Below are 22,597 nucleotides of genomic sequence, written 5' to 3' on the forward strand. Positions count from 1 at the left end.
GGGGGCCGATGGCGGTGAAGGGCACGCGACCGACCCTTGAGGAGGTGGCGGCCCGGGCCGGTGTCGGCCGGGGCACCGTCTCGCGGGTCATCAACGGCTCACCGCGGGTGAGCCGGCAGGCCCGCGAGGCGGTGCTGCTCGCGATCGACGAGCTCGGGTACGTCCCCAACCGGGCGGCCCGCACGCTGGTCACCCGGCGCACCGACACGGTCGCGCTGGTGGTGGCCGAGTCCGACCAGCGGCTGTTCGGCGAGCCGTACTTCGCCGGCATCATCCGGGGCATCAGCGCGGCGCTCGGCGACACCGGGCTCCAGCTCCTGCTCGCGCTGGCCCGCTCGCCCGCCGAGTACGCGCGGCTGGAGGACTACCTGACCGCGCAGCACGTCGACGGCGTGCTCCTCACCTCGCTGCACGCCGAGGACCCGCTGCCCGGCAAGCTGGAGGCCAACGGCGTCCCGACCGTGCTCGGCGGCCGTCCGCCCGGCCTGTCACCGGTCTCCTACGTCGACGTCGACAACCGCAGCGGGGCCCGCCAGGCCGTCGACCACCTGGTCGAGCGGGGCCGCCGCCGCATCGCCACCATCGCCGGGCCGCAGGACATGGGCGTCGGCATCGACCGGCTGGCCGGCTACCGCGACGCGCTCGCCGGGGCGGGCCTGCCCGAGCTGGTGGTGTACGGCGACTTCGGCGAGGCGAGCGCGATCGCCGCGACCGAGGAGCTGCTGGCGAGCGAGCCCGCCATCGACGCGATCTTCGCCGCCGACGACCCGATGGCGCTCGGCGCGATCCGGGTGCTGCGCCGCAGCGGACGCGCCGTCCCCGGCGACGTCGCGGTGATCGGGTTCGACGACTCGGCCGCGGCGCCACTGGCCGACCCGCCGCTGACCTCCGTCCACCAGTCGCCCGAGGAGATGGGCCGCGAGATGGCCCGCCTCCTGGTCTCCCGCATCCGCGGCGAGACGCTCGCCGACCCGGTGGTGATCCTCCAGCCGCACCTGGTGCTGCGCGAGTCGACCTGAGGCCGGACCCTGACGGCGGCGCCCTCGATCTGGTACGCGGCGGTGGCCGCACCCCACACGAACCCTTCGGGGAATCCCATCGGACCTCCTCCGGGTCAGCGGACGCCGTACAGGTGCTCCAGGGCGAGCTGGTCGAGCCGCTCGAACGCGGCGCCGCGTTCGGCGAGGCCCTGGACGTCGGGGGTGAAGTCGCGCACCGCGCGCCAGTCCTCGCCCGCGGCGAGGGTCGGCTCGGCCAGCTCGTCGACGCGGGCGGCGCGGAGCGCCTCGGCCACCTCGGGGTCGGCGCGGAACGCCCGCGCCTTCGCGCACAGGATCAGCCAGTTGCGCATGCAGGCCCGCGCCGACTCCCACACGCCGTCGTCGTCCTCGGTGCGGGGCGGCTTGAAGTCGAAGTGGACCGGCCCGGCGTAGTCGCTGCGCTCGATCAGGTCGGCGATCCAGAACGCGCCGCGCGCGTTGCCCGCGCCGAACCGCAGGTCCTGGTCGTAGCGGGGGCCGTGCTGCCCGTTGAGGTCGAGGTGGAACAGCTTGCCGTGCCAGAGCGCCTGCGCGAGCCCGTGCGCGTAGTTGAGCCCCGCCATCTCCTCGTGCCCGACCTCGGGGTTCACCCCGACCTGGGCGGGACGCTCCAGCTCCTGGATGAAGGCCAGCGCGTGCCCGACGGTGGGCAGCAGGATGTCGCCGCGCGGCTCGTTGGGCTTGGGCTCGATCGCGAACCGCAGGGCGTACCCCTGCTCGGCGACGTAGGCGCCGAGCACGTCGAACGCCTCCTTGTAGCGGTCCAGCGCGGTGCGCACGTCCTTCGCGGCGCCGGACTCGGCGCCCTCCCGGCCGCCCCAGCACACGTAGGTCTCCGCGCCGAGCGAGGCCGCCAGGTCGATGTTGTCCATCACCTTGCGCAGCGCGAACCGGCGCACGTCGCGGTCGTTGGCGGTGAACGCGCCGTCCTTGAAGACCGGGTGCGAGAACAGGTTGGTGGTCGCGGTGGTCACCGCCAGGCCGGTCTCGTCCAGGGCCTTGCGGAACGCGCCGACGCGCTCGTCCCGCTCGGCGGCGGTCGCCCCGAACGCGAACACGTCGTCGTCGTGGTAGTTGACGCCGTACGCGCCGATCTCGGCGAGCTTGCGCACGGCCCGCTCGGCGGGCATCGGCGGACGGGTGGCGGGCCCGAACACGTCCACCCCCTGCCAGCCGACCGTCCAGATCCCGAACGAGAACCGGTCTTCGGGACGCGGGACGAAGTCGCTCACGGGTTCCTCCAGATGTCCAGCTCGGGGGCGGCGTCGCGCAGCGCGGCGTAGCGCTCCCGGACGTCCGGGAGCGGGTCCGCGGTGTACTCGGTGGCGGGGGCGGCGGGCCAGTCCGGCGGGCCGGGCGTGCCGGCGAGCGCCCAGGCGGCCTGCCGGGCGGCGCCGAGCGCCACGTACTCGGCGGGTTCGGGGACGGTGACCGCGGTGCCGAGGATCGCGGGGGCCAGCACCCGCACCGCCTCGGACCGGGCGCCGCCGCCGACCAGCAGCGTCCGGCGCGGGCGCACCCCCTGGCCTTCGAGGTGGCGGGCGGCGTCGGCGAGCGAGCACAGCAGCGCCTCGACCGCCGCCCGCGCGATGTTCTCGCGGGTGGCGTTGGCGGTGGTCAGCCCGGCGAGGAGGCCGGTGGCGCCGGGCCGGTCGGGCGTGCGCTCGCCCTCCAGGTAGGGCAGCAGGGTCACGCCGCCCGCGCCGGGCTCGGCGGCGAGGGCCAGCGCGGAAAGCTCGGCCAGCCCGGTGCCGGTCATGGCCGCCGCGGCGCTCAGCACCCGCGCCGCGTTCAGCGTGCACACCAGCGGCAGGAACCGTCCGGTCGCGTCGGCGAACCCCGCGACCAGCCCGGACGGGTCGGCGGCGGGCTCGTCCGCCACGGCGAACGCGGTGCCGGACGTGCCGATCGAGACCACCACGTCGCCGGGCCGCAGGCCGAGCCCGAGCGCGGCGCCCATGTTGTCGCCGGTGCCGGGGGCGAGCAGCGCGCCGTCGGCGGTGCGCCCGACGGCCTCGCCGGGACGCGCCACGCGCGGCGGCTCGAAGTCGTGGCCGAGCGCGGCCCGCGCCAGCTCGGGGACGTAGCGGCCGGTGGCGGGCGACCAGTAGCCGGTGCCCGAGGCGTCGCCGCGGTCGGTGACGGGCTCGTCCGCGCCGAGCCGCCAGGTCAGCCAGTCGTGCGGGAGCAGCACCCGCGCGGTGCGGCGGGCATGGCCCGGTTCGTGCTCGGCCATCCAGCGCAGCTTGCTCACGGTGAACGAGGCGAGCGGGACGCTGCCGGTGCGCCCGGCCCAGGCCCCCGGCCCGCCGAACTCCTCGACCAGGGCGCGGGCCTGCGGGGCCGAGCGGGTGTCGTTCCACAGCAGCGCGGGCCGGACGACCGTGCCGGCGTCGTCCAGCGCGACCATGCCGTGCTGCTGCGCGGCGACGGCCACGGCGTCGGCGCGGGCGAGCAGCTCGCGGGCCGGGCCGAGCGCGTCCCACCAGCGCGCCGGGTCGCACTCGGTGCCGTCCGGATGGGGCGCGGACGCCTCGGCGACGACGGCCCCGTCCTCGGCCCGGCACAGGACCGCCTTCGCCGACTGGGTGGAGGAGTCGATCCCGGCGACGAGCATGCGCGCTCCGTTCCGCTGTGACTTTCGAAGCGCTTCGACCCTAGACGGCTACGGGGCGGCGCACCAGGTACCGGCGACCGGTCCCTTCTCCCTCAGCCCGTGACCGGGACGAACGGCGCGACCTCGACGCCGGCCGCGTCCAGGCCCGCCCGGACGGCGCTCGCCATCCGCACCGCGCCGGGGCTGTCGCCGTGCACGCAGATGGACTCGGCCCGTACCCGCACCACCGTGCCGTCCACCGCGACGACCTCGCCGTCCACCGCCATCCGGACGCACCGTTCGGCGACCTCGGCGGGGTCGTGCAGCACCGCGCCCTCGGCTCGGCGGGACACCAGCGTCCCCTCGGGCGTGTAGCCGCGGTCGGCGAACACCTCGTGCACCACGGGCAGCCCGGCGGCCTCGGCGCGGCGCAGCCACGCCGAGCCGGGCAGGCCCAGCACCGGCAGGCCGGGGTCGCAGGCCACGACCGCGTCGACGACCGCCTGCGCCTGCTCCTCGTGGTGGACGATCGCGTTGTACAGCGCGCCGTGCGGCTTGACGTAGCCGACCCGGACGCCCGCCGCCTCGGCGAACTGCCGGAGCGCGCCGAGCTGGTAGAGGACGTCGTCGGCCAGCTCGCGCGGCGGCATGTCGATGAACCGCCGCCCGAACCCCGCCAGGTCGCGGTAGCCGGGGTGGGCGCCGACCACGACGCCGCGCGCGGCGGCGGCCGTGCAGGTGCGCCGCATCACCCCCGGGTCGCCCGCGTGGAACCCGCAGGCGACGTTCGCGCTGGTCACCACGTCCAGCATGGCCTCGTCGTCGCCGAGCTCCCAGCGGCCGAAGCCCTCGCCGAGGTCGGAGTTCAGATCGATGCGCATGTCACTCCTTTCCTTCCCGGGTTGTGCCCAGGGCCGGCCCGCCCCACAGCCCGGGCGGGCCATCGGGGCGGGCACGGGAGTCCTAGGGGGCGTAGTTCATCACGTGGTCGTGCAGCAGCCGGGGGGCGTCGGGGTCCTCGCGGCGGAACGCCTCGATCAGCTCGGCGTGCTCGGCCGACTTGGAGTAGATCTCGGTGCGGTGCAGGCGCAGCGAGAGCGTCGTCCACAGCTCGATGCCGAGGCCCTCCCACACCGCCACCAGCAGCCGGTTGCCCGCGGTCTCGACGATCTCGCGGTGGAAGGCGATGCTGAGCCGCATCTGGGCGACCAGGTCGCCGTCCTCGGCGGCGGCGGCCAGGAGCCGGTTGTGGTGCTCCAGCGCGCCCATCCGGCCGGCCAGGCGGGGCAGCGCCAGCTCGGCGGCGGTCCGCTCCAGGCCGGCCCGGACGGGGAAGATCTCGGCCAGGTCCTGCTCGGTGAACTCGCGGACCCGGGCGCCGCGGTTGGGCAGGGTCTCGATCAGCCGCTGCGCCTCGAGCTGGCGCAGGGCCTCGCGGACCGGGCCCTGGCTCACCCCGAGCTCGCCGGCGATGCGGCGCTCGACGATGCGCTCGCCGGGCTCCCAGCGGCCCGAGCTGATGCCCTCGACGATGAACTCGCGGATCTGGTCGGCCAGTCCGGTACGGAGCAGCTGGGCGGCGGGCGGCGCGTTCACGCAGCACATCGTAGACGCATGCCCGGTAAGTGCCTCTTGACGGCTAACATATGATCGATCATTGATCAATGATGATCGGTGAGCGTCGTGGCGATCCTACGACGTCTCCCCCGTACAGAGGAAGGTCGCCGATGGCTGAGACCACCAAGGCCGCCCCGGCCCGCGCGCGGCGCACGCGCGCGGACAGCGCCCGCTCCAATGGCGGCGGCGCGACGGCGCAGGGCACGACCGAGCATTCGGCCGACGCGGCGACGCTCGTCGCCTACTACCGGCAGATGCTGCTGATCCGGCGCTTCGAGGAGCGCGCCGCCCGGGCCTATACCGAGGCGAAGATCGGCGGCTACTGCCACCTCAACCTGGGCGAGGAGGCCACGGTCGTCGGGCTGATGGCCGCGCTGCGCCCGAGCGACTACCTGTTCACCAACTACCGGGAGCACGGGTACGCGCTGGGCAAGGGCATCGGCGCCGACCGGGTGATGGCCGAGCTGTACGGCCGCTCGACCGGGGTGTCCAAGGGCTGGGGCGGGTCGATGCACCTGTTCGACGCCGAGGCCCGGCTGCTCGGCGGGTACGGCATCGTCGGCGGGCAGGTCCCGCTGGCCACAGGGGCCGCCCTCGCGGTGTCCTACAAGGGCGGCGACGAGGTCGTGATGTGCCAGATGGGCGACGGGACGACCGCCATCGGGGCCTTCCACGAGTCGCTGAACATCGCCGGCCTGTGGGACCTGCCGGTGGTCTTCGTGGTGATCAACAACGGTCTCGGGATGGGCACCACGGTGGAGAACTCCGCCGCCGAGCCCGAGCTGTACAAGCGCGGCGCCGCGTACCGGATGGAGAGCGCCCGGGTGGACGGCACCGACGTGATCGCCGTGCGCGAGGCGGCCCGCGTCGCCGTGGAGCGCGCCCGCTCCGAGAGCCGGCCGTACCTGCTGGAGACCGTGAGCCCCCGGTTGAAGGGCCACTCGGTGGTCGACCCGGCCCGGTACCGCTCCAAGGAGGAGCGGGAGGCGCTCAAGGCCGCCGACCCGCTGGCCCGGCTGGCGCTGGAGCTGGCCGAGTCCGGGGCGCTGAGCCACGACGACCGCGACCGGCTCGACGCCGAGGTCACCGCGGAGATCAACGCCGCCGCCGCGTTCGCCGACGGCAGCCCGGCCCCCGAGGTCTCCACGCTGTTCGACTACACCTACGCCACCCCCGTCCCGGGCGAGCTGCGCCGCCTGCCCGCCGAGCCGGTGTTCCGGGACTGAAGGAGACCGTCCGATGGCAACCGTCACCTACCGCCAGGCCCTGCGCGACACGCTTCACGCGGAGATGCTGCGCGACGAGAACGTCTTCCTCATGGGCGAGGAGATCGGCCTCTTCGAGGGCTCGTACAAGATCACTGAAGGGCTGCTGAAGGAGTTCGGCCCGCGCCGGGTGCGCGACACCCCGATCGCCGAGGAGGGCTTCGTCGGTGCCGCGATCGGCGCCGCCATGCTCGGGCTGCGCCCGGTCGTGGAGCTGATGACGATCAACTTCTCGCTGCTCGCGCTGGACCAGATCGTCAACCACGCCGCGAAGATCTACGGGATGTTCGGCGGCCAGGCCAGCGTGCCGCTGGTGATCCGCACCCCCGGCGGCGGCGGCCAGCAGCTCGGTGCCACGCACTCGCAGAACGTGGAGCTGTTCTACTCGTTCATCCCGGGCCTGAAGGTCGTCGCGCCGAGCACGCCCGCCGAGGCGTCGGCGATGCTGAAGGCCGCGATCCGCGACGACGACCCGGTGCTGTTCCTGGAGAACCTCGCCCTCTACAACAGCAAGGGCGAGCTGCCCGCCGAGATCGCCGACATCGAGCCGGCGCAGATCGGCCGCGCCGCGGTCACCCGTCCCGGCACCGACATCACCCTCATCGGCTACTCGCGGATGGCCCGGGTCACCACCGAGGTCGCCGAGACCCTCGCCGCCGAGGGGATCTCCGCCGAGGTCGTCGACCTGCGCAGCCTGCGCCCGCTCGACCGCGCGACCATCGTCGAGTCGGTCCGCCGGACCGGCTGCGCCGTGGTCGCCGAGGACGACTGGCTGACCTACGGCATCGGCGCCGAGATCGCCGCGACCATCCAGGAGGGCGCCTTCGACTGGCTCGACGCGCCGGTCCGCCGGGTCGCGATGGCCGAAGTGCCGCTCCCCTACGCCAAGTCCCTGGAGACGGCCGCGCTGCCGTCCGCGGACTCCCTCCTCGCCGCCGCCCGCGACACGCTCCGCGCGACCGGCCGCCTGCCCCTGTCCCCGCTGGAGAACGCTTCATGACCGAGATCCTCATGCCCCGGCTCTCCGACACCATGGAGGAGGGCGTCGTCAGCTCCTGGCAGAAGAAGCCCGGAGACCCGGTCGCGGTCGGCGACGTCATCGTCGACATCGAGACCGACAAGGCCGTGATGGAGTACGAGGCCTACGAGGCCGGCGTGCTCGCCGAGATCCTGGTGGCCGAGGGCGAGTCGGCCCCCATCGGCGCCCCCATCGCGATCGTCACCCCGACCGGCGCGGCCCCGGCCAAGGCGGCGGAGCCCGCCGCCGAGGACAAGCCCGTCCTGGCGGCCGTCCCGGAACCCGCCGCCGCGGCCACGCCCGCCGCCGCCCCGGCCCCGGCCCCCGTCCCGGCGCAGAGCAAGGGGACGGCTCCGCGGTCCCGGCCGCCGTCGTCGCCGCTGGCCCGCAGGCTCGCCCGTGACCACGGCATCGACCTGGGCACCCTGACCGGCTCGGGCCCGGGCGGACGGATCATCCGGGCCGACATCGAGGCCGCCGTCCGCGGCGCCGCGTCCGTCACGCCCGCCGCGTCCGTAACGCCCGTGACCGCGGCCGTCCAGGCGGCGCCCGCCCAGCCCGCGACCGCGCGGCAGGACGACCCGGACGTCGAGGCGGTCCCGCTCAGCCGGTTCCGCAAGGTGGCCGCGCGCAGGCTCACCGAGAGCAAGCGCGACGCGCCGCACTTCTACCTCACCCGCGAGGTGGACGCCGAGCCGCTGCTGGCCTTCCGCGGCACGCTCAACCAGGCGCTGGCCCCCGCCAAGGTCAGCGTGAACGACCTGATCGTGAAGGCGTGCGCCACCGCGCTGCGCGAGCACCCGGCCGTCAACGTCTCCTACACCGAGGACGCCCTGCTCCAGCACAAGCGGGTGAACGTCGGGGTGGCCGTCGCGGTCGACGAGGGGCTGCTGGTCCCGGTGATCCACGACGCGGACCGCAAGAGCGTGTCGCAGATCGGCGCCGAGACCCGGGAGCTGGCCGGCCGGGCCCGCGACGGGAAGCTCGGCGCGCGGGAGATGAGCGGCGGCACCTTCAGCGTCAGCAACCTCGGCATGTACGGGGTGGCCAGCTTCTCCGCGGTGATCAACCCGCCGGAGGCGGCGATCCTGGCCGTCGGCGCGGTGCGGGACGAGCCGGTGGTGAAGGACGGGCAGGTCGTCCCAGGCAAGCGCCTGGCGGTGACGCTGTCGGTCGACCACCGCGCGTGCGACGGCGCGACGGGCGCGCAGTTCCTGGCCCGCCTCGCCGAGCTGCTGGAGCGGCCGGTCCTGATCGTCGCCTGACTCCGCGCGTCCCCCGAGTCCCCCTCCGTCCCGGCCGCCCCACACGGTCCGGGACGGAGGGGTCTTCGCCCCGCGTGGCCGGACGGGCGCGCACGCGTTACCGTCTGCCGGACGACCTGTGATCGTTCCGGGGAGGGGACCGATTGACCTATGAGCACGGGCTGGTGATCGGCAAGTTCCACCCGCCGCACGCCGGCCACAGCCATCTGATCGACACCGCGGCCCGGTCCTGCGTCCGGGTGACCGTGACCGTCGCGGCGTCCAGCGTGGAGAGCGTCCCGCTGGCGCTACGCACCGCCTGGCTCCGCGAGGCCCATCCGCAGCCGCACGTGGAGATCGTCCCGGTGGTGGACGACGCGGAGGTCGACGATGACTCCGACGCGGTCCGGTCGGCGCACGTGGCGGCGTTCCGCGCCGGGCTGGCGCTGCGGTCCGGGCTCGGCGTCGCGGTGCCCCCGGTGGACGCGGTGTTCAGCTCCGAGCCGTACGGGGCGGAGCTGGCCCGCCGGTTCTCCGCCGCGCACGTCCCGGTGGACCCGCCGCGCGAGCGGTTCCCGGTCAGCGGCACCGCCATCCGGGACGACCCGGCCGGGCACTGGCGCTGGCTCGCCCCGCCGGTCCGCGCCTACCTCGCCCGCCGGGTCGTGGTGGCGGGGGCGGGATCGTCCGGCACGACGACGCTCGCCCGCGCGCTCGCCGCGCACTACGCCGGACGGGGCGGGGTGTGGGAGGCGACCCGGTGGGTGCCCGAGTACGGCCGCACCTACGCCGAGGAGAAGCTCGCCGCCGCGCGCCGCGACGCCGCCGACCCGGGCCTGGGGCCGGGCGATCTGACCTGGGAGTCGGCCGAGTTCACCCTGATCGCCGAGCGCCACCTCGCGGTGGAGGACGCCGCCGCGCGGTCCGGCTCGCCGCTGCTGGTCTGCGACACCGACGCGCTCGCGGCGGCGCTCTGGCACGAGCGCCGGCTGGACGCGCCCGCGCCCGAGATCGAGCATCTGCACGAGGGCACCGCGCACCACCTGTGGATCGTCACCTCGCCGGAGGGCGTCCCGTTCGCGCCGGACGGGCGGCACGACGGCGAGCCGGACCGGACCCGGGCGGCGGACCGGCTCCGCGCGGAGCTGGAGCGGCGCGGGCTCCCCCACGTCCAGGTCACCGGCCCGCACGAGGACCGCCTGGCCGCCGCCGTCGCCGCCACCGACGCGCTCCTCGCCAAACGCCCGCCGTTCGCCGCCCCGCTCACCCCCGGGGCAGGGTGAGGTCGGCGCGGACGGCCCGGTGGTCGGTGCGCGGCAGGGTGCGGGTGCCGAACGAGCGGACCGCGACCCGGGGGTCCGCCAGCACGTGGTCGAGGGTGACGTGCGGCGTCGGCTCGCGGCGCACGTCGTTGACCGGCCAGGTGGCGAGCAGCCCGGCGCCGGTGACGTCCGCGGCGTCCCGGTAGCCCCGGTCGATCAGCCCGCGCATCAGCCGGTGGTCGAGGGTGGCGTTGAAGTCGCCGGCCAGCAGCCGCACCGGCCCCTTCCCGCCGGGGGGAGGCAGCGCCTTCAGCCCGGCCTCCCAGCACGCCTCCAGCCTCGGGACGGACGGCGCGCACGGATGCACCGACACGACCTCCACCGGCGGCGCCCCGGGAACGTCCACCCGGGCCCGCACCTGCCGGAACGAATAGGCGATCATCTGCTGCTCGTGGACGGGGAACCGGGCGTACACCCCGGACCCCACGACGCCGGGGGACGGGCTGAGCACCCGGTGCGGGAGCAGGCCCTTCAGGCCCGCCGCATCGAACGCCGCCGCGGCGTCCGGGGTCAGCTCCTGCACCGCGAGGACGTCCGGGCGCAGCCGCCGCACCTCGTTCACCAGGTCGTCCGCCGGTACCGTGCCGGCCCGCAGGTTCGCGGCGAGCACCCGCAGCGCGGGCCCCTGGGCCGGCGGGTCGCCGTCGCGCATCGCCCGGGGCAGCACCGCCCAGGAGAGGGCGCAGGCCACCGCCACCGCGGTCACCGACGCCCACCAGCGCCGCATCACCAGCGCCGCCACCGGCACGAGGACCGCCGCAGCCGCGACGTACGGCGTGAACGCCACGAGCTGCCGCCAGCGGAAGCCCGGCTCCCAGCCGAGCGTCCGCAGGGCGGCCCACGCCGCGAACAGCGCCACGACAGCCCACACGAGGACGGTCACCCACGCGCGCGGCCGGTCCCCCCGCCCGGCGCCATGGTCGTCCGTGCTCGGCTCCGCGTCGGTCACGGTGTGCAAGTCGTCTCCGTCCGCCGGTGGTCTCGATCCTTCGATGGACGGAGTGGACCGATGGTTCGCGGCGGCGTGCGACCGCGGGCTAGCATCCGCCCATGAACGAGAACGATCTCCGTCACCTGCGCCGATGCGTCGACCTCGCCGCCACGGCCCTGGAGCGGGGCGAGGAGCCCTTCGGGTCGGTGCTGGCGGGCGCGGACGGCGCCTCGCTCGCCGAGGACCACAACCGCGTCCGCGAGAACGGCGACCCGACCGCCCACCCGGAGTTCGCGCTGGCGCGCTGGGCCGCGGTGAACCTCTCCGCCGGGGAGCGGGCCGGGGCGACGGTCTACACCTCCGGCGAGCACTGCCCGATGTGCTCGGCCGCGCACGCCTGGGCGGGCATCGGCCGGATCGTGTACGCGTCGTCGGCGGCGCAGACCGCGGCCTGGTGCGCCGAGATCGGCCTCCCGCCCTCGCCGGTGCGGTCCCTGCCGGTGCAGGAGGTCGCGCCCGGCGTCGCGGTCGAAGGCCCCGCCCCCGAGTTCGCCGACGAGATGCGCGCTCTGCACCACCGCCGCGTCCGGGACCACCGCGACTGAGACCGGGGCGACGAGAACCGGCGCGACTGAGACCGGCGCCTCCGGACGGGCCGCGCCGGGGAGCCTGGGCCGAGGCCGACGTCTCGCGCGGTTAGCCGCCCGGGGCCTTGGCGCGCGCCTCAGCCGGGGTGAGTGGGCGCAGGAGCGTGGTGTAGGAGTACTCCCGGTCCGGACGGACCTGGTATTCGGGCCGCACCGGGTTGGGCGTGTCGCCGACCCCGGTGACGGAATGGTCGACGTGCAGGGTGTTCCAGCCGGGATTGCGCTGCCGGGCGAACGGGTACAGCGCCCGGTCGAGGTCGTCGTAGGGGGTCACGCCGACCTCCAGGTCGCCCGCGACCAGCAGCCCGGCGCGGCCGTCGGTCAGCAGCGCCCATCTGACGTCGTCGTGGTTGCCGTGGTCCTGCGGCCGGTAGTACTGGACGTACTGGTCGTCGACGGACGACGACCACACGCCCATCTGGGTGCCGTCCTTGCGGTCGGTGTAGTTCTCCGCCTTCCCGCGCCCGTACCAGGCGAACGTCGAGAACCGGTCGGGCGCCTTGAGGGTGTGGCCGATCCGGGCGAGGTAGGGCAGCGTGCGCACGCGCCCCTGCGGGACGACGCGGTGGGTCAGGTCGATCTGCCCGGCCCCGTCGACGACGTAGGTGGTGGTCTGGTCGAACCAGGCGTCCGCCTCCCCCGACACCGTCGAGGTGATCTCGACCGTGACCTTCGGGCCGGCGGCGCGCGGGGCCGCGCCCCGGGCCGCGCCGGAACCGCCGCCGAGCGTGACGGTGACGGTGCCCGGCGTGGTGACCAGGCGGTCCAGGCCCGCCTTGCGCCAGTCCTCCCCCTCGGCGCGGCCCCACGTGTAGGTCTCGTTGCTGATCGGCGGGCGCCACACGTCGAGTTCGGGGCCGGTGCGCAGCAGCTCGGCGCCGTTGCTGCGCATCGAGGTGAGCGTGCCCTTGGCCTTGTCGAACACGTAGCGGAAGCCGCCGCCGGTCACCGTGACGGTCCGCGCGTCCTGCACCGCGCGCACCTCGCCCGACGGGGGCCTGCGGACGCCCGGGACGGCGGTGCCGCCCGCCGGGAACTGGCCGAAGCCGACGACGTGCCCGGCCGGCCCGTACCATGTGCGGTCCTTGAGGACGGCCTCGACGGTGAGCCACCGTTCGGCCCCGGCCGGGTTCGCGGGCGGCGGTGGCGGCGCGAACTGCGTCGATCCGCCGGGCGGTAGGTCGAGGGGCCTCGTGCCTGAGCCGAGCGTGCGACCGCCCTCGATGTAGCGCCAGCGCAGTTCGAGGTCGGACGTGCCGGCGAAAGCCCGCTCGCTCGCCACGGTCACCGTGCCGCCGGCGCCGCCCGCGCGGGTGACGCGGATCGGCGACTGCGTCCAGGCGAGCTGCTTCAGCTCGGGCTGGAGGTAGCGGTCGGCGCCGACCAGCCCGTCCTCGCCCGACAGGCTCTGCCCGTTGGACAGGAAGGTGCCGCCGGTGTCGAAGCGGTCGAAGTCGAGCGCGAGCACGGCGCCGCTCTTCGGGTCGGCGCCGGACGCCAGCTCGGCGGGCGCCAGCGCGCGGTCGTAGATCCGGACCTCGTCGATGGTGCCGTGCGCCATGCGGCCCTTGTAGGCGTCCTGCATGGTGTCGGAGTTGCGGCCGACGTTGACGTCCGAGGACGACCGGTCGATGGTGCCGCCGTAGGGGACGGCGGCGGCCTGGCGGCCGTCGATGTAGAGCCGCAGGGCGGTGCCGTCGTAGCTGCCGGTGACGCGGTGCCAGGTGTCGTTCCAGTTCGCGGGGACGGGCGCGCGGACGGTACGCCAGGTGCCGCTGTGGATGAAGAACTCCAGCGTCTTCTCGTCGGCCATCGTCAGCGCGTACGACCGGTCGCCCTTGCCGACGATGGTGAAGTCGCCCGTCCAGGGGCGGGCCGGCTTCACCCAGGCGTCCAGGGTGACGGCCCTGCCGGTGAGGTCGAGGCGGCGGTCGCGGTAGACCTCCGTGAAGTCGTCCAGCCCGGACAGGTAGAGGGCCTTGCCGTGGTGGCCGGGCACGGTCCGCGGGAGCCCCTGCAACCAGGCGCGGATGTTGTTGCCGGACGCGTCGGGGGTGGTGGTGAGGGGCTGCCGGAGCCCGGCCTCGGCCCAGTCCCAGATGAACCCGCCCTGCGCCTGCGGGTGCCGGCGCATGACCTCCCAGAACTCCCGGAAGTTCCCGAGGCTGTTGCCCATCGCGTGCGCGTACTCGCCGAGCACGATCGGCTTCGTCGTCGCGGCGGCCTGCGCCTCCAGCCGGGCGGGCGTCGGGTAGCGCGGGCCCCACACCGCCGCGTACGGGGCGTCACCGTCGGGGGTGTTGGACTGGTGGTACAGCGGCCGGGACGGATCGGTCGCGGTCGCCCACTCGGCCATCGTGTAGTGCGCGGCGCCGAGGCCCGCCTCGTTGCCGGTGTCCCACATCAGGACGCTCGGATGGTTCTTGTCGCGGGCGACCATCGCCTGGAACCGCTCGAGGAACGCCTTCTGCCATTCGGGCCGGTCGGCCAGGCAGTCCTGCGGCCCCGGAGGCTTGGTGCAGTCCTGGTAGTTGTGCGTCTCGATGTCGACCTCGTCGTCGATCCACAGCCCGCGCCGGTCGGCGAGGCCGTAGAGGTACGGGTCGGACGGGTAGTGCGCGGTGCGGACGGCGTTGACGTTCAGCCGCTTCATCAGCGCGACGTCGGAGTCCATCCGCGCCCGGGTCTGGTGCCGGCCGGTGTCAGGGTCGGTCTCGGGCCGGTTCACGCCCTTGATCAGGATGCGCTTCCCGTTGACCAGGAGCTGCCGGTCGCGCACCTCGATCTTGCGGAAGCCGAAGGTCTCGGCGGTGGTCTGCGCGACCCGTCCGTCGGGGGCCACGAGCTCGAGGACGAGCCGGTAGAGGTTCGGCGTCTCGTCCGACCACTTGGCGGGATCGGCGACGGGCGCGCTCAGCCGCACCCTGGCGGTCTCGCCCGCGACCGTGACCTTGCCGGAGAGGCGCTGCACGGTCCGTCCGTCCGGGGCGACGAGGGCCGCGCGCACGGTGTGGGCGCCCCGGGTCCCCTGCTTGCCGGCCAGCGTCAGATCGGCGTTGAGCGTCGCGTCGCGGTAGGACGCGTCGAGGCCGGTGGTGATGGTCGCGTCGCGCAGGTAGGTCTTCGGCGTGGAGTAGGCCCAGACGGAGCGGAAGATGCCGCTGTACCGCCACTGGTCGTAGTCCTCCATGTAGGAGCCGGCGCTCCAGCGGTGCACCTGCACCGCGACCGTGTTGGCACCCTTGTGCACCAGATCGGTGACGTCGAACTCGGCGGGGGTGTAGCCGCCCTGGTCGTAGCCCGCGTACTTCCCGTTCACCCAGACGAAGTAGGCGCTGGTCACGCCCTCGAACCGGACGACCGTGCGGCGCCCGGACCAGTCGGACGGCACGTCCAGCCGCTTGACGTACGCGCCGGTCGGGTTGATGTCGCGGGGAGTCCTCGGCGGGTCGTCCGGCCAGACCTCGGTGGGGATGTTGCGGAACATCGGATGGTCGAGCCGGTCGCTCTGCCAGGTGTGCGGGACCTTCACGTCCCGCCACCGGGAGGTGTCGGAGGTGTCGTAGCCCTCGCGGTAGAAGCCCGCGGGCACCTCGCCGGGACGGTCGGCGAGCGCAAACCGCCAGTCGCCGTCGAGCGGTCGCGTCCACCGCGAGCCGTCCCCGCCCGCGGTCGCCTCCGGGACGCCGGTGTAGGGGCGCAGCAGGGCGTGCGCGGGTTCCTGTCCCTCGCCGGTCATCTGCGGGTCGTCGAGGTAGGTGTAGACGTCGGGCGGCGGCGCGGGCGCGGACGGGGACGCGGCGGCGAGGCCGGGCAGCGACGCCGCGACGAGCGCCACCAGCGTGGCGCAGACGACCAGGGCACGGGCCGGCCGGGACGAGGGACCGAGGCCGGGGCGGCCGGGGCGGCCGGGGCGGCGGGGGCGGCGGGGGCGGCGGGGATGACGGAACGGGAGGAATGGGGCGGACGGGAGCATCGGCGCGACGCCTCCTCGCGGGCGGCCCCCTGACAACACCCGTCGACTCTCTCTGACGGCCGGAGTGGATGTCTACCACCGGAACGTAGGTGTCACGCGTAGTGCCGTCAACCGGTCGCGCCACTTGTGGCGGTTCATGCCGACGGGGCGGGCCTGTCTTGGCGCTCCTCGCCGGTTTCCGCGGGCGATTCCGCGGGCGCCTGCGCGGGCCGGTCGAGGCTGAAGAGGTCCTCGTCGATCCGGTCCAGGGCGAGCCGGACCGCGCCGAGCCCGACCGCCTCGTCGCCGAGCGTGGACGCCTCGATCCGGACCGGGCTCAGGCACAGCGGCCGGACGCGGCGCCGCAGCTCGGGCACCAGCGGACCGCCGGGCCGGACCAGCGGACCGCCGACGACGATCATCTCCGGGTCCAGCGCGAGCGCCATCGCCGCGACGCCGCGGGCCATCCGCTCGGCGAGCGCGGCGACCAGCGCCGACGCGGCGGGCTCGGCGCGGCCCGCCGCGTCCAGCACCCGTTCGGCGCGGGCCGCCGCGTCCAGCACCCGCTCCGCGCGGCCCGCCGCGTCCAGCACCCGGCGGGCCCCGGCGCCGGACGGGGCGATCCCGTCCAGCAGCGCGCCCGCGCTCTCGGCGCCGCTCAGAACGGCGGTGGTGTCGTACAGGCCCAGCTCGGGCAGCTTGCCGATCTCGCCCGCCGCGCCCCAGCGGCCCCGGTGCAGGCGTCCGCCGATGAGCGTGCCGATGCCGGTGTGCGAGCCGGCGTGCACGCAGACGACGTCGTCGGCCTCGCGGGCGGCGCCGTGCCAGCGCTCGGCCACGGCGGCGAGGTTGGCGTCGTTCTCGACCAGCACCGGGCACGGGAACGAGCGGCCCAGCTCGCGGCCGAGGTCGACGCCCTCCCAGCCCGGCACGACCGTGCAGAACGCCACGACGCCGTCAGGGGCGACCACGCCCGGGGTGCCGGCCGCGACCGCACGCAGCGAGCGGCGGTCGATCCCGGCGTCCGCGAGGCAGGTCTTGACCGCGGCGCGGACGGCGGCGAGCCGCTCGGCGGGGGGCTGATCGGCCTCCAGGTCGGCGCGGTGACGGCCGACGACGGTCCCGGCGAGGTCGGCCAGGAACAGCCGGGTCCGGTGCGCGTCGATCTCGATGCCGAGGGCATGTCCCGCCTCGGCACGGAACCGGTAGCGGCGCGCGGGACGGCCCAGCCCGGCGCCTTGGCGGGGCGGCGCCTCGTCGACCAGGCCGCGGGCGGTCAGGTCGGCGAGCACGCCCTCGGTGGTCGGCCGGGACAGCCCGACCCGCCCGGCAAGGCCGGACAGCGTCGCCTCGCCGTCCTCGCGCAGCGCCCGCAGCGTGGCGGCGGAGTTGAGGCGGCGCAGCACCGACGGATCGCCGCCGTGCAGGGGGAGTTCGGACACGGCACCTCTTGACAGGGATCGGCGGACGGACCACATTATTGCCAATCTACTTATGAAATGAAATTACGTAAGTAGCCCCGGCCGTCCGCCGGCCGAGCCGTGTGCCCATGTCAGGAGGCTGATGAGCGGGATGCCGAGCACCCGACCCGCGGTGGCGGTGGCCGGAGCCGGCCTGCGCGGCACCGCCTACGCGCGGCGGATGCGGGAGAGCGGACGCGGCCGGGTCGTCGCCGTCGCCGAACCCGACCCGGGACGCCGCGCCCGGTTCGCCGCCGAGCACGGCATCCCCCCGGAGCTGGCCTTCGCCGGCTGGCGCGAGATGGCCGCGGCGGGCCGCGTCGCCGACGGCGTGGTCATCGCCACGCAGGACGCCGAGCACGCCGAACCGGCGATCGCGTTCGCCGGGCTCGGCTGCCACCTCCTGCTGGAGAAGCCGATGGCGACCGGCGAGGCCGACGCCGTCCGGGTCCTGGAGGCCGTCGAGCGCGCCGGCGTCATGCTCGCCGTCTGCCACGTGCTGCGCTACACCCCCTACACCCGGGCGCTCCGCGAGCTCGTCCGCGCGGGCCGGATCGGCGCGCCGATCAGCGTCCAGCACCTCGAACCGGTCGGCTGGTGGCACCACGCCCACTCCTACGTGCGCGGCAACTGGCGCCGCGAGGACGAGTCCGGCCCGATGCTGATGACCAAGTCCTGCCACGACGTCGACTGGCTCGTGCACGTGATGGGCGAGGTCCCGGCCCGGGTCGGCTCGTTCGGGCGGCTGACCCACTTCCGTCCCGAGAACCGCCCGGCCGGCGCCGCCGACCGCTGCACCGGCTGCGCGGTCGAGCCGGACTGCCCGTACTCGGCGACCCGGCTCTACCTGGGGTGCCTCGGCGACCCCGAGCGCGAGGAGTGGCCGCTCGGCGCCGTCACCCGGGACCGCACCGAGGACGGCGTGCTGCGCGCGCTGCGCGAGGGCCCCTACGGCCGATGCGTGTACGCCTGCGACAACGACGTGGTCGACCACCAGGTCGTGAGCATGGAGTTCCCGTCGGGCGCGACGGCCTCGTTCACGATGACCGCCTTCTCCCCGTTCGCCCAGCGGCAGACCCGGATCTTCGGTTCGGCCGGCTGCGTCGAGGGCGACGGGGTGCGGCTGCTCGTGCGCGACTTCGTCACCGGGGAGGTGGAGACCATCGAGCCCGGCGGCGGCCGGGAGGCGCCCGACGGCCGGCACGCCGCGGCCGACGACGCGCTGGCCGACGCGTTCGCCGAGGCGCTCGCCTCCGGCGACCCGTCCGCGCTCGGCTCCGACGGCCGCCAGAGCCTCGCCTCGCACCGCGTGGTGTGGGCCGCCGAACGGGCCCGGCACGCCGGAACGGTCGTGGACCTCACCCCTCCCCCCGCGAAAGGCACGGCGATCCCATGACGACCAGACCCACCGGCGGCGCCGCCGCAGTGCTCGCGCTGGCCATCGCGCTCGGCGCGCTGAGCGCCTGCGGTTCAGGTGACGGCGGCGGCGGCTCGGGCGCGGCCCCGGCCGCCAACGACGGCCGCGGCCCGATCACCTTCGCCACCGGCAAGGACCTCACCCAGACCACGCAGAAGCTCGTCGACACGTGGAACGCCGCGCACCCGGACGAGAAGGCCCGCATCATCGAGCTGCCCGAGGACGGCGACCAGGTGCGGCAGCAGCTCGTGCAGAACGCCCAGATCAAGTCCGACGCCTACGACGTCGTCCGGCTGGACGCGGTGTGGACCGCCGAGTTCGCCGCGCGCCGCTGGGTGATGCCGCTGCCGCAGGACACGATGGACACCGGCACGTTCGTCCCGGCGGCGCTCCAGACCGGGATGTACCGCGGCAAGCTGTACGGGGCGCCGTGGCTGACCGGCACCGGCATCCTCTACTACCGCACCGACCTGCTGTCGGCCGCCGGGATCGACAAGCCCCCGGCCACGTGGGCCGAGCTGCGCGAGGCGTGCGGCAAGGTCGAGAAGACGTCCGAGGGCAAGGGCGTCGACTGCTACGCGGGCCAGTTCAGCAAGTACGAGGGCCTCACCGTCAACTACTCCGAGGCCGTCCAGTCGGCCGGCGGGCAGGTGTTCGACGCGTCCGGCAGGCCCCAGGTGACCACTCCGCAGGCCAAGGAGGGCCTGCGCTTCCTCGTGGACGGGTTCAAACAGGGCACCATCCCGGCCAAGGGGGTGACGCTCAAAGAGGAGGAGAGCCGCCGCGCCTTCCAGGAGGGCAAGCTCGTCTTCCACCGCAACTGGGCGTACGTGTACGCGATGGCCGCCGCCAAGGACGGCTCGTCCAAGGTGAACGGGAAGTTCGACGTGTCGCCGCTGCCCGGCAAGGACGGCCCCGGCTCCGGGACGCTCGGCGGCAACAACCTGTCGGTGTCGGCGTTTTCCAAGCACCAGGCGAGCGCCCGCGACTTCATCGCCCACATCGTCGGGCTCGAGGTCGAGCGCGAGTACGGGAAGGTGCAGTCGTTCCCGCTGTCGCGCGCCGCGCTCTACGACGACGCCGAGATGATCAAGCTGTACCCGTACCTGCCGGTCATGAAGAAGAGCCTGGAGAACGCCCGGCCCCGTCCCGTCGTGGTCCGCTACAGCGAGGTCAGCACCGCGATCCAGGAACAGGTCTCCGCCGCGATCTCCGGGGCCAAGTCCATCGACCAGGCCGCCGCCGACCTCCAGACCGCCCTCGGCCCGCTCGCCGACTGAGCCACCCCGTCACCGGGCGTCACCACGCCCGCGCCAACACCGGCCCCGACCCCGTGCGGGGCCGGTCCGAACGCCCCGGCCGGGCCGTCTCCCAAGGCCACGAGCGGCCCGGCCAGGGCGGTCCCTCCCGCCCGCGTCAGCGAACGTCACCACCGGTCCGGCGGCAGGACACCCGCCGGCCCGCCGCCGTCCACCCGCCCCCTCCAGCCTGATCTTCACGGGGCGGCGCCGGATTCCGCCGCGCCCGCCCCCCGTCCCCTGGAGCACGCGCATGACACCTTCCCTTCCCGCGCCGCGGCGCCGCTCGTTCCTCACGCTGACCGGCGTCGGCGCCGCCGCGTTCGCGGTCGGCACCGGGCACTCCGACGCCGCCGAGAACGCGGGCGGCGCCGTCCCGTCCGACCCGTTCACCCTCGGCGTCGCCTCCGGGGACCCGCGGCCGGACGGCTTCGTGCTCTGGACCCGGCTGGCGCCCCGGCCGCTGGACCCGGACGGGCACGGCGGCATGCCGCGCCGCCCCTGCACCGTCCGCTACGAGGTCGCCGAGGACGCCGCGTTCACCAAGGTCGTCCGGCGCGGGCAGGCCCTCGCGACGCCGGAGCTGGCGCACTCGGTGCACCCCGAGGTGACCGGGCTGCGGCCCGGCCGCGAGTACTTCTACCGGTTCCGCGCCGGGACCGAGGTGAGCCCCGCCGGCCGCACCCGCACCGCGCCCGACCCGCGCTCCCGGCCCGCCTCGCTGCGCTTGGCCACCGCGTCCTGCGCGGCCTGGTACCACGCGCACTTCACCGCCTTCGAGCACCTGGCCAAGGAGGACCTCGACCTGGTCGTCTTCCTTGGCGACTACGTGTACGAGTACGGCATCACCAGCAAGAACATGCTGCGCGGCGGCGTCCCGCTGCCCGGCCCCGAGCACGCCGTGGAGACCGTCACGCTGGAGCAGTGGCGGCTGCGCTACTCCCTGTTCAAGACCGACCCGAACCTCCAGGCCGCGCACGCCGCCGCCCCCTGGATCGTCACCAGCGACGACCACGAGGTGCAGAACAACCACGCCGACGCGTGGTCGGAGACCGGCATCCCGCCGTCCGACTTCCTGCGCCGCCGCGCCGTGGCGTACCGGGCGTTCTACGAGAACCTCCCGGTGCGGCGCGCCGTCCTCCCCCACGGCCCGGACATCACCCTCTACAACCGGCTGAGATGGGGGCGACTCGCGCAGATCGACATGCTCGACAACCGCCAGTACCGCGACGGGTTTCCGGCGGGCGTCGTCGAAGACGACTCGCCCGAACGGCACGACCCGCGCCGCTCGATCCTCGGCGCCCGGCAGGAGCGCTGGCTGTACGACGGGCTCAGCCGGTCGGACGCCGTCTGGAACCTCATGGGCACCGGCGTCGTCATGGCCGAGATCGACCGCGACACCGGCCCCGGCCACCTGTACAGCAACGACATGTGGGACGGCTTCCCCGCCAACCGCGACCGGCTGTGGGCCGCGCTGAAGCGGCACCGCGTCGCCAACCCCGTCGCACTGTCGGGCGACATCCACCACCACGTCGCCGCCGAGCTCAAGTCCGACTGGAAGGACCCCGGCTCCCCCGCGATCGGCACCGAGCTGGTGTGCACCTCGATCGGCTCGGACGGGGACGGCGCCGACACCGACAAGTACGCCGACCTCTGGCTCGGCAACCCGCACGTGAAGTTCTACAACGGCCGCCGCGGCTATGTGAGCTGCACGCTGACGCCGTCGGAGCTGACGTCGGAGTTCAAGACCGTCCCGTACGTCAGCAGGCCCGGCGCCCCCGTCACCACGGCGGCGCGCTTCGTCACCGAGGCCGGCCGCCCCGGCCTGAACCGGGAGGTCTGAGCATGGAACCCGTAGCCCGCCGCAGAGCCCTCGGCCTCGCCGCCGCCGCGGCCCCCGCGCTGGCCGCCGCCCCCGCCGCGTTCGGCGCGGCCCCGGCCGAGGCCGCCGCGGGCGGCGCGCCCCGTCCCGCCCGCCGGCTGCGCACCGCGGCCGAGATCGGCCGGATCAGGCTGACCTGGGAAGGCGAGGCGTACGCGCCGCTCGTCGACCACTACGCGATCCACGCCTCGCGCACCCGCGGCTTCACCCCCGGCCCCGGCAACCTCATCGCCAAGACCGTCTACGCCTCCTTCTCCCACTCCGGCATGGGCGGACGCAGGCAGGACTGGCACTACCGCCTCGTCACCGTCGACGCCGCCGGGAACCGCAGCCGCCCGTCCGCCGAGACCGCCGGCCACAGCGCCGAATCGGTCACCGCCTCGGGCCGCCCCCTCGCCACCGTCGGCGCGTTCGACCACAAGAGCCTGGAACTCGCCCTCGCCCCCGCCGGCTACGCGCAGTACAAGACCAGGTTCGCCGGCGGCGTCGACTACACCCACGGCGAGAGCGACCCGTCCGCCGACTGGTCCTACATCCAGCCCGGCCCGGCCGACGCGTGGAACGATCGGAAGGCGACCCGCGCCACCTTCCGCTTCCCGCTGGACGCCGTCCCCGCGGGCGAGACATGGCTGGCGATCTGGCTGATCGACACCCACGCCTCCAACCCCGGCAGCGTCGTCCTCGCGCTGAACGGCGCGCCCGTCCGCGAGGTGGAACTGGAGAACGGCGCGACCCGCGGCTCGCTCGAGGGCGACGCCACCGTCCCGGGCAGCGCGCTCGTCCCGTCCTACGTGGAACTGCGGCTGCCCGCCTCCGCCCTCAAGACCGGCGAGAACGTCCTGACCATCGACAAGAGGACCGGCTCCTGGCACGCCTACGACGCCCTGGGCGTCTTCGCCCGCTGA

Annotated in this window: 17 protein-coding genes and 1 pseudogene; 10 read left to right on the forward strand and 8 right to left on the reverse strand. The window is 74.8% G+C overall.

Annotated elements, in window-relative coordinates; all coding sequences use genetic code 11:
• The first annotated feature begins 8 nt into the window (after positions 1–8).
• Positions 9–1,019, forward strand: coding sequence for a LacI family DNA-binding transcriptional regulator (locus QP090_RS22350; protein WP_285941082.1), 1,011 nt, complete (start codon positions 9–11; stop codon positions 1,017–1,019).
• Positions 1,020–1,036: 17 nt separating this feature from the next.
• On the opposite strand, the pseudogene QP090_RS22355 reads toward QP090_RS22350, so the two are convergent.
• The 5 genes and pseudogenes from QP090_RS22355 to QP090_RS22375 all read right to left on the reverse strand — a co-directional run.
• Positions 1,037–1,099 (reverse strand): annotated as a pseudogene (locus QP090_RS22355) (family 1 glycosylhydrolase); the annotation flags it as partial.
• Between the two features lie 15 nt (positions 1,100–1,114).
• A complete protein-coding gene (gene xylA, locus QP090_RS22360) occupies positions 1,115–2,272 on the reverse strand; it encodes a xylose isomerase (protein WP_285941083.1) in 1,158 nt (385 codons plus the stop codon).
• Complete coding sequence (gene xylB, locus QP090_RS22365) at positions 2,269–3,657, reverse strand: xylulokinase (RefSeq protein ID WP_285941084.1); 1,389 nt, start codon at positions 3,655–3,657, stop codon at positions 2,269–2,271. The genes xylA and xylB overlap by 4 nt, the downstream gene beginning before the upstream one ends.
• 92 nt (positions 3,658–3,749) lie before the next feature.
• The gene (locus QP090_RS22370) at positions 3,750–4,517 is read right to left on the reverse strand and encodes a LamB/YcsF family protein (protein WP_285941085.1); all 768 of its coding nucleotides are present in this window, start codon (positions 4,515–4,517) and stop codon (positions 3,750–3,752) included.
• A gap of 82 nt (positions 4,518–4,599) precedes the next feature.
• Positions 4,600–5,232, reverse strand: coding sequence for a GntR family transcriptional regulator (locus QP090_RS22375; protein ID WP_285941086.1), 633 nt, complete (start codon positions 5,230–5,232; stop codon positions 4,600–4,602).
• 131 nt (positions 5,233–5,363) lie between these two features.
• Here QP090_RS22375 and pdhA point away from each other — a divergent pair, with 131 nt between their 5' ends.
• The 4 genes from pdhA to QP090_RS22395 all read left to right on the forward strand — a co-directional run bounded on the left by pdhA (position 5,364) and on the right by QP090_RS22395 (position 10,063).
• The gene (gene pdhA / locus QP090_RS22380; RefSeq protein ID WP_285941087.1) at positions 5,364–6,479 is read left to right on the forward strand and encodes a pyruvate dehydrogenase (acetyl-transferring) E1 component subunit alpha; all 1,116 of its coding nucleotides are present in this window, start codon (positions 5,364–5,366) and stop codon (positions 6,477–6,479) included.
• A 13-nt stretch (positions 6,480–6,492) separates the two neighbouring features.
• Positions 6,493–7,518: an alpha-ketoacid dehydrogenase subunit beta gene (locus QP090_RS22385; RefSeq protein ID WP_285941088.1), complete on the forward strand. Its 1,026-nt coding sequence runs from the start codon at positions 6,493–6,495 to the stop codon at positions 7,516–7,518.
• A complete protein-coding gene (locus QP090_RS22390) occupies positions 7,515–8,801 on the forward strand; it encodes a dihydrolipoamide acetyltransferase family protein (protein WP_285941089.1) in 1,287 nt (428 codons plus the stop codon). Before QP090_RS22385 ends, QP090_RS22390 begins: the two co-directional genes overlap by 4 nt.
• A gap of 143 nt (positions 8,802–8,944) precedes the next feature.
• Positions 8,945–10,063 carry an AAA family ATPase gene (locus tag QP090_RS22395; RefSeq protein ID WP_285941090.1) on the forward strand — a complete coding sequence of 373 codons (1,119 nt, stop codon included), beginning with the start codon at positions 8,945–8,947 and terminating at the stop codon, positions 10,061–10,063.
• On the opposite strand, the gene QP090_RS22400 is transcribed toward QP090_RS22395, so the two are convergent.
• Positions 10,044–11,051 (reverse strand): endonuclease/exonuclease/phosphatase family protein, encoded by a 1,008-nt coding sequence (locus tag QP090_RS22400; protein ID WP_285941402.1) that lies wholly within the window; start codon positions 11,049–11,051, stop codon positions 10,044–10,046. The genes QP090_RS22395 and QP090_RS22400 overlap by 20 nt on opposite strands.
• Positions 11,052–11,152: 101 nt before the next feature.
• Here QP090_RS22400 and QP090_RS22405 point away from each other — a divergent pair, with 101 nt between their 5' ends.
• Positions 11,153–11,638, forward strand: coding sequence for a nucleoside deaminase (locus tag QP090_RS22405; protein WP_285941091.1), 486 nt, complete (start codon positions 11,153–11,155; stop codon positions 11,636–11,638).
• Between the two features lie 91 nt (positions 11,639–11,729).
• Here QP090_RS22405 and QP090_RS22410 read toward each other — a convergent pair whose 3' ends face one another.
• Together QP090_RS22410 and QP090_RS22415 are read right to left on the reverse strand one after the other, a co-directional pair.
• Complete coding sequence (locus tag QP090_RS22410; RefSeq protein WP_285941092.1) at positions 11,730–15,656, reverse strand: glycoside hydrolase family 2 TIM barrel-domain containing protein; 3,927 nt, start codon at positions 15,654–15,656, stop codon at positions 11,730–11,732.
• Between the two features lie 134 nt (positions 15,657–15,790).
• Entirely contained in the window at positions 15,791–17,077 is a 1,287-nt protein-coding gene (locus QP090_RS22415) for an ROK family transcriptional regulator (protein WP_285941093.1), read from the reverse strand.
• Positions 17,078–17,207: 130 nt separating this feature from the next.
• Here QP090_RS22415 and QP090_RS22420 point away from each other — a divergent pair, with 130 nt between their 5' ends.
• The 4 genes from QP090_RS22420 to QP090_RS22435 all read left to right on the forward strand — a co-directional run bounded on the left by QP090_RS22420 (position 17,208) and on the right by QP090_RS22435 (position 22,597).
• Positions 17,208–18,491: a Gfo/Idh/MocA family protein gene (locus tag QP090_RS22420; RefSeq protein ID WP_285941094.1), complete on the forward strand. Its 1,284-nt coding sequence runs from the start codon at positions 17,208–17,210 to the stop codon at positions 18,489–18,491.
• Positions 18,488–19,792 (forward strand): ABC transporter substrate-binding protein, encoded by a 1,305-nt coding sequence (locus QP090_RS22425; protein ID WP_285941095.1) that lies wholly within the window; start codon positions 18,488–18,490, stop codon positions 19,790–19,792. Before QP090_RS22420 ends, QP090_RS22425 begins: the two co-directional genes overlap by 4 nt.
• 271 nt (positions 19,793–20,063) lie before the next feature.
• Complete coding sequence (locus QP090_RS22430) at positions 20,064–21,653, forward strand: alkaline phosphatase D family protein (RefSeq protein ID WP_285941096.1); 1,590 nt, start codon at positions 20,064–20,066, stop codon at positions 21,651–21,653.
• Between the two features lie 2 nt (positions 21,654–21,655).
• A complete protein-coding gene (locus tag QP090_RS22435) occupies positions 21,656–22,597 on the forward strand; it encodes a polysaccharide lyase family protein (protein ID WP_285941097.1) in 942 nt (313 codons plus the stop codon).

Origin of the sequence: Actinomadura xylanilytica, from assembly GCF_030283145.1 — a bacterium.
GTDB classification, from domain to species: Bacteria; Actinomycetota; Actinomycetes; order Streptosporangiales; family Streptosporangiaceae; genus Spirillospora; species Spirillospora xylanilytica.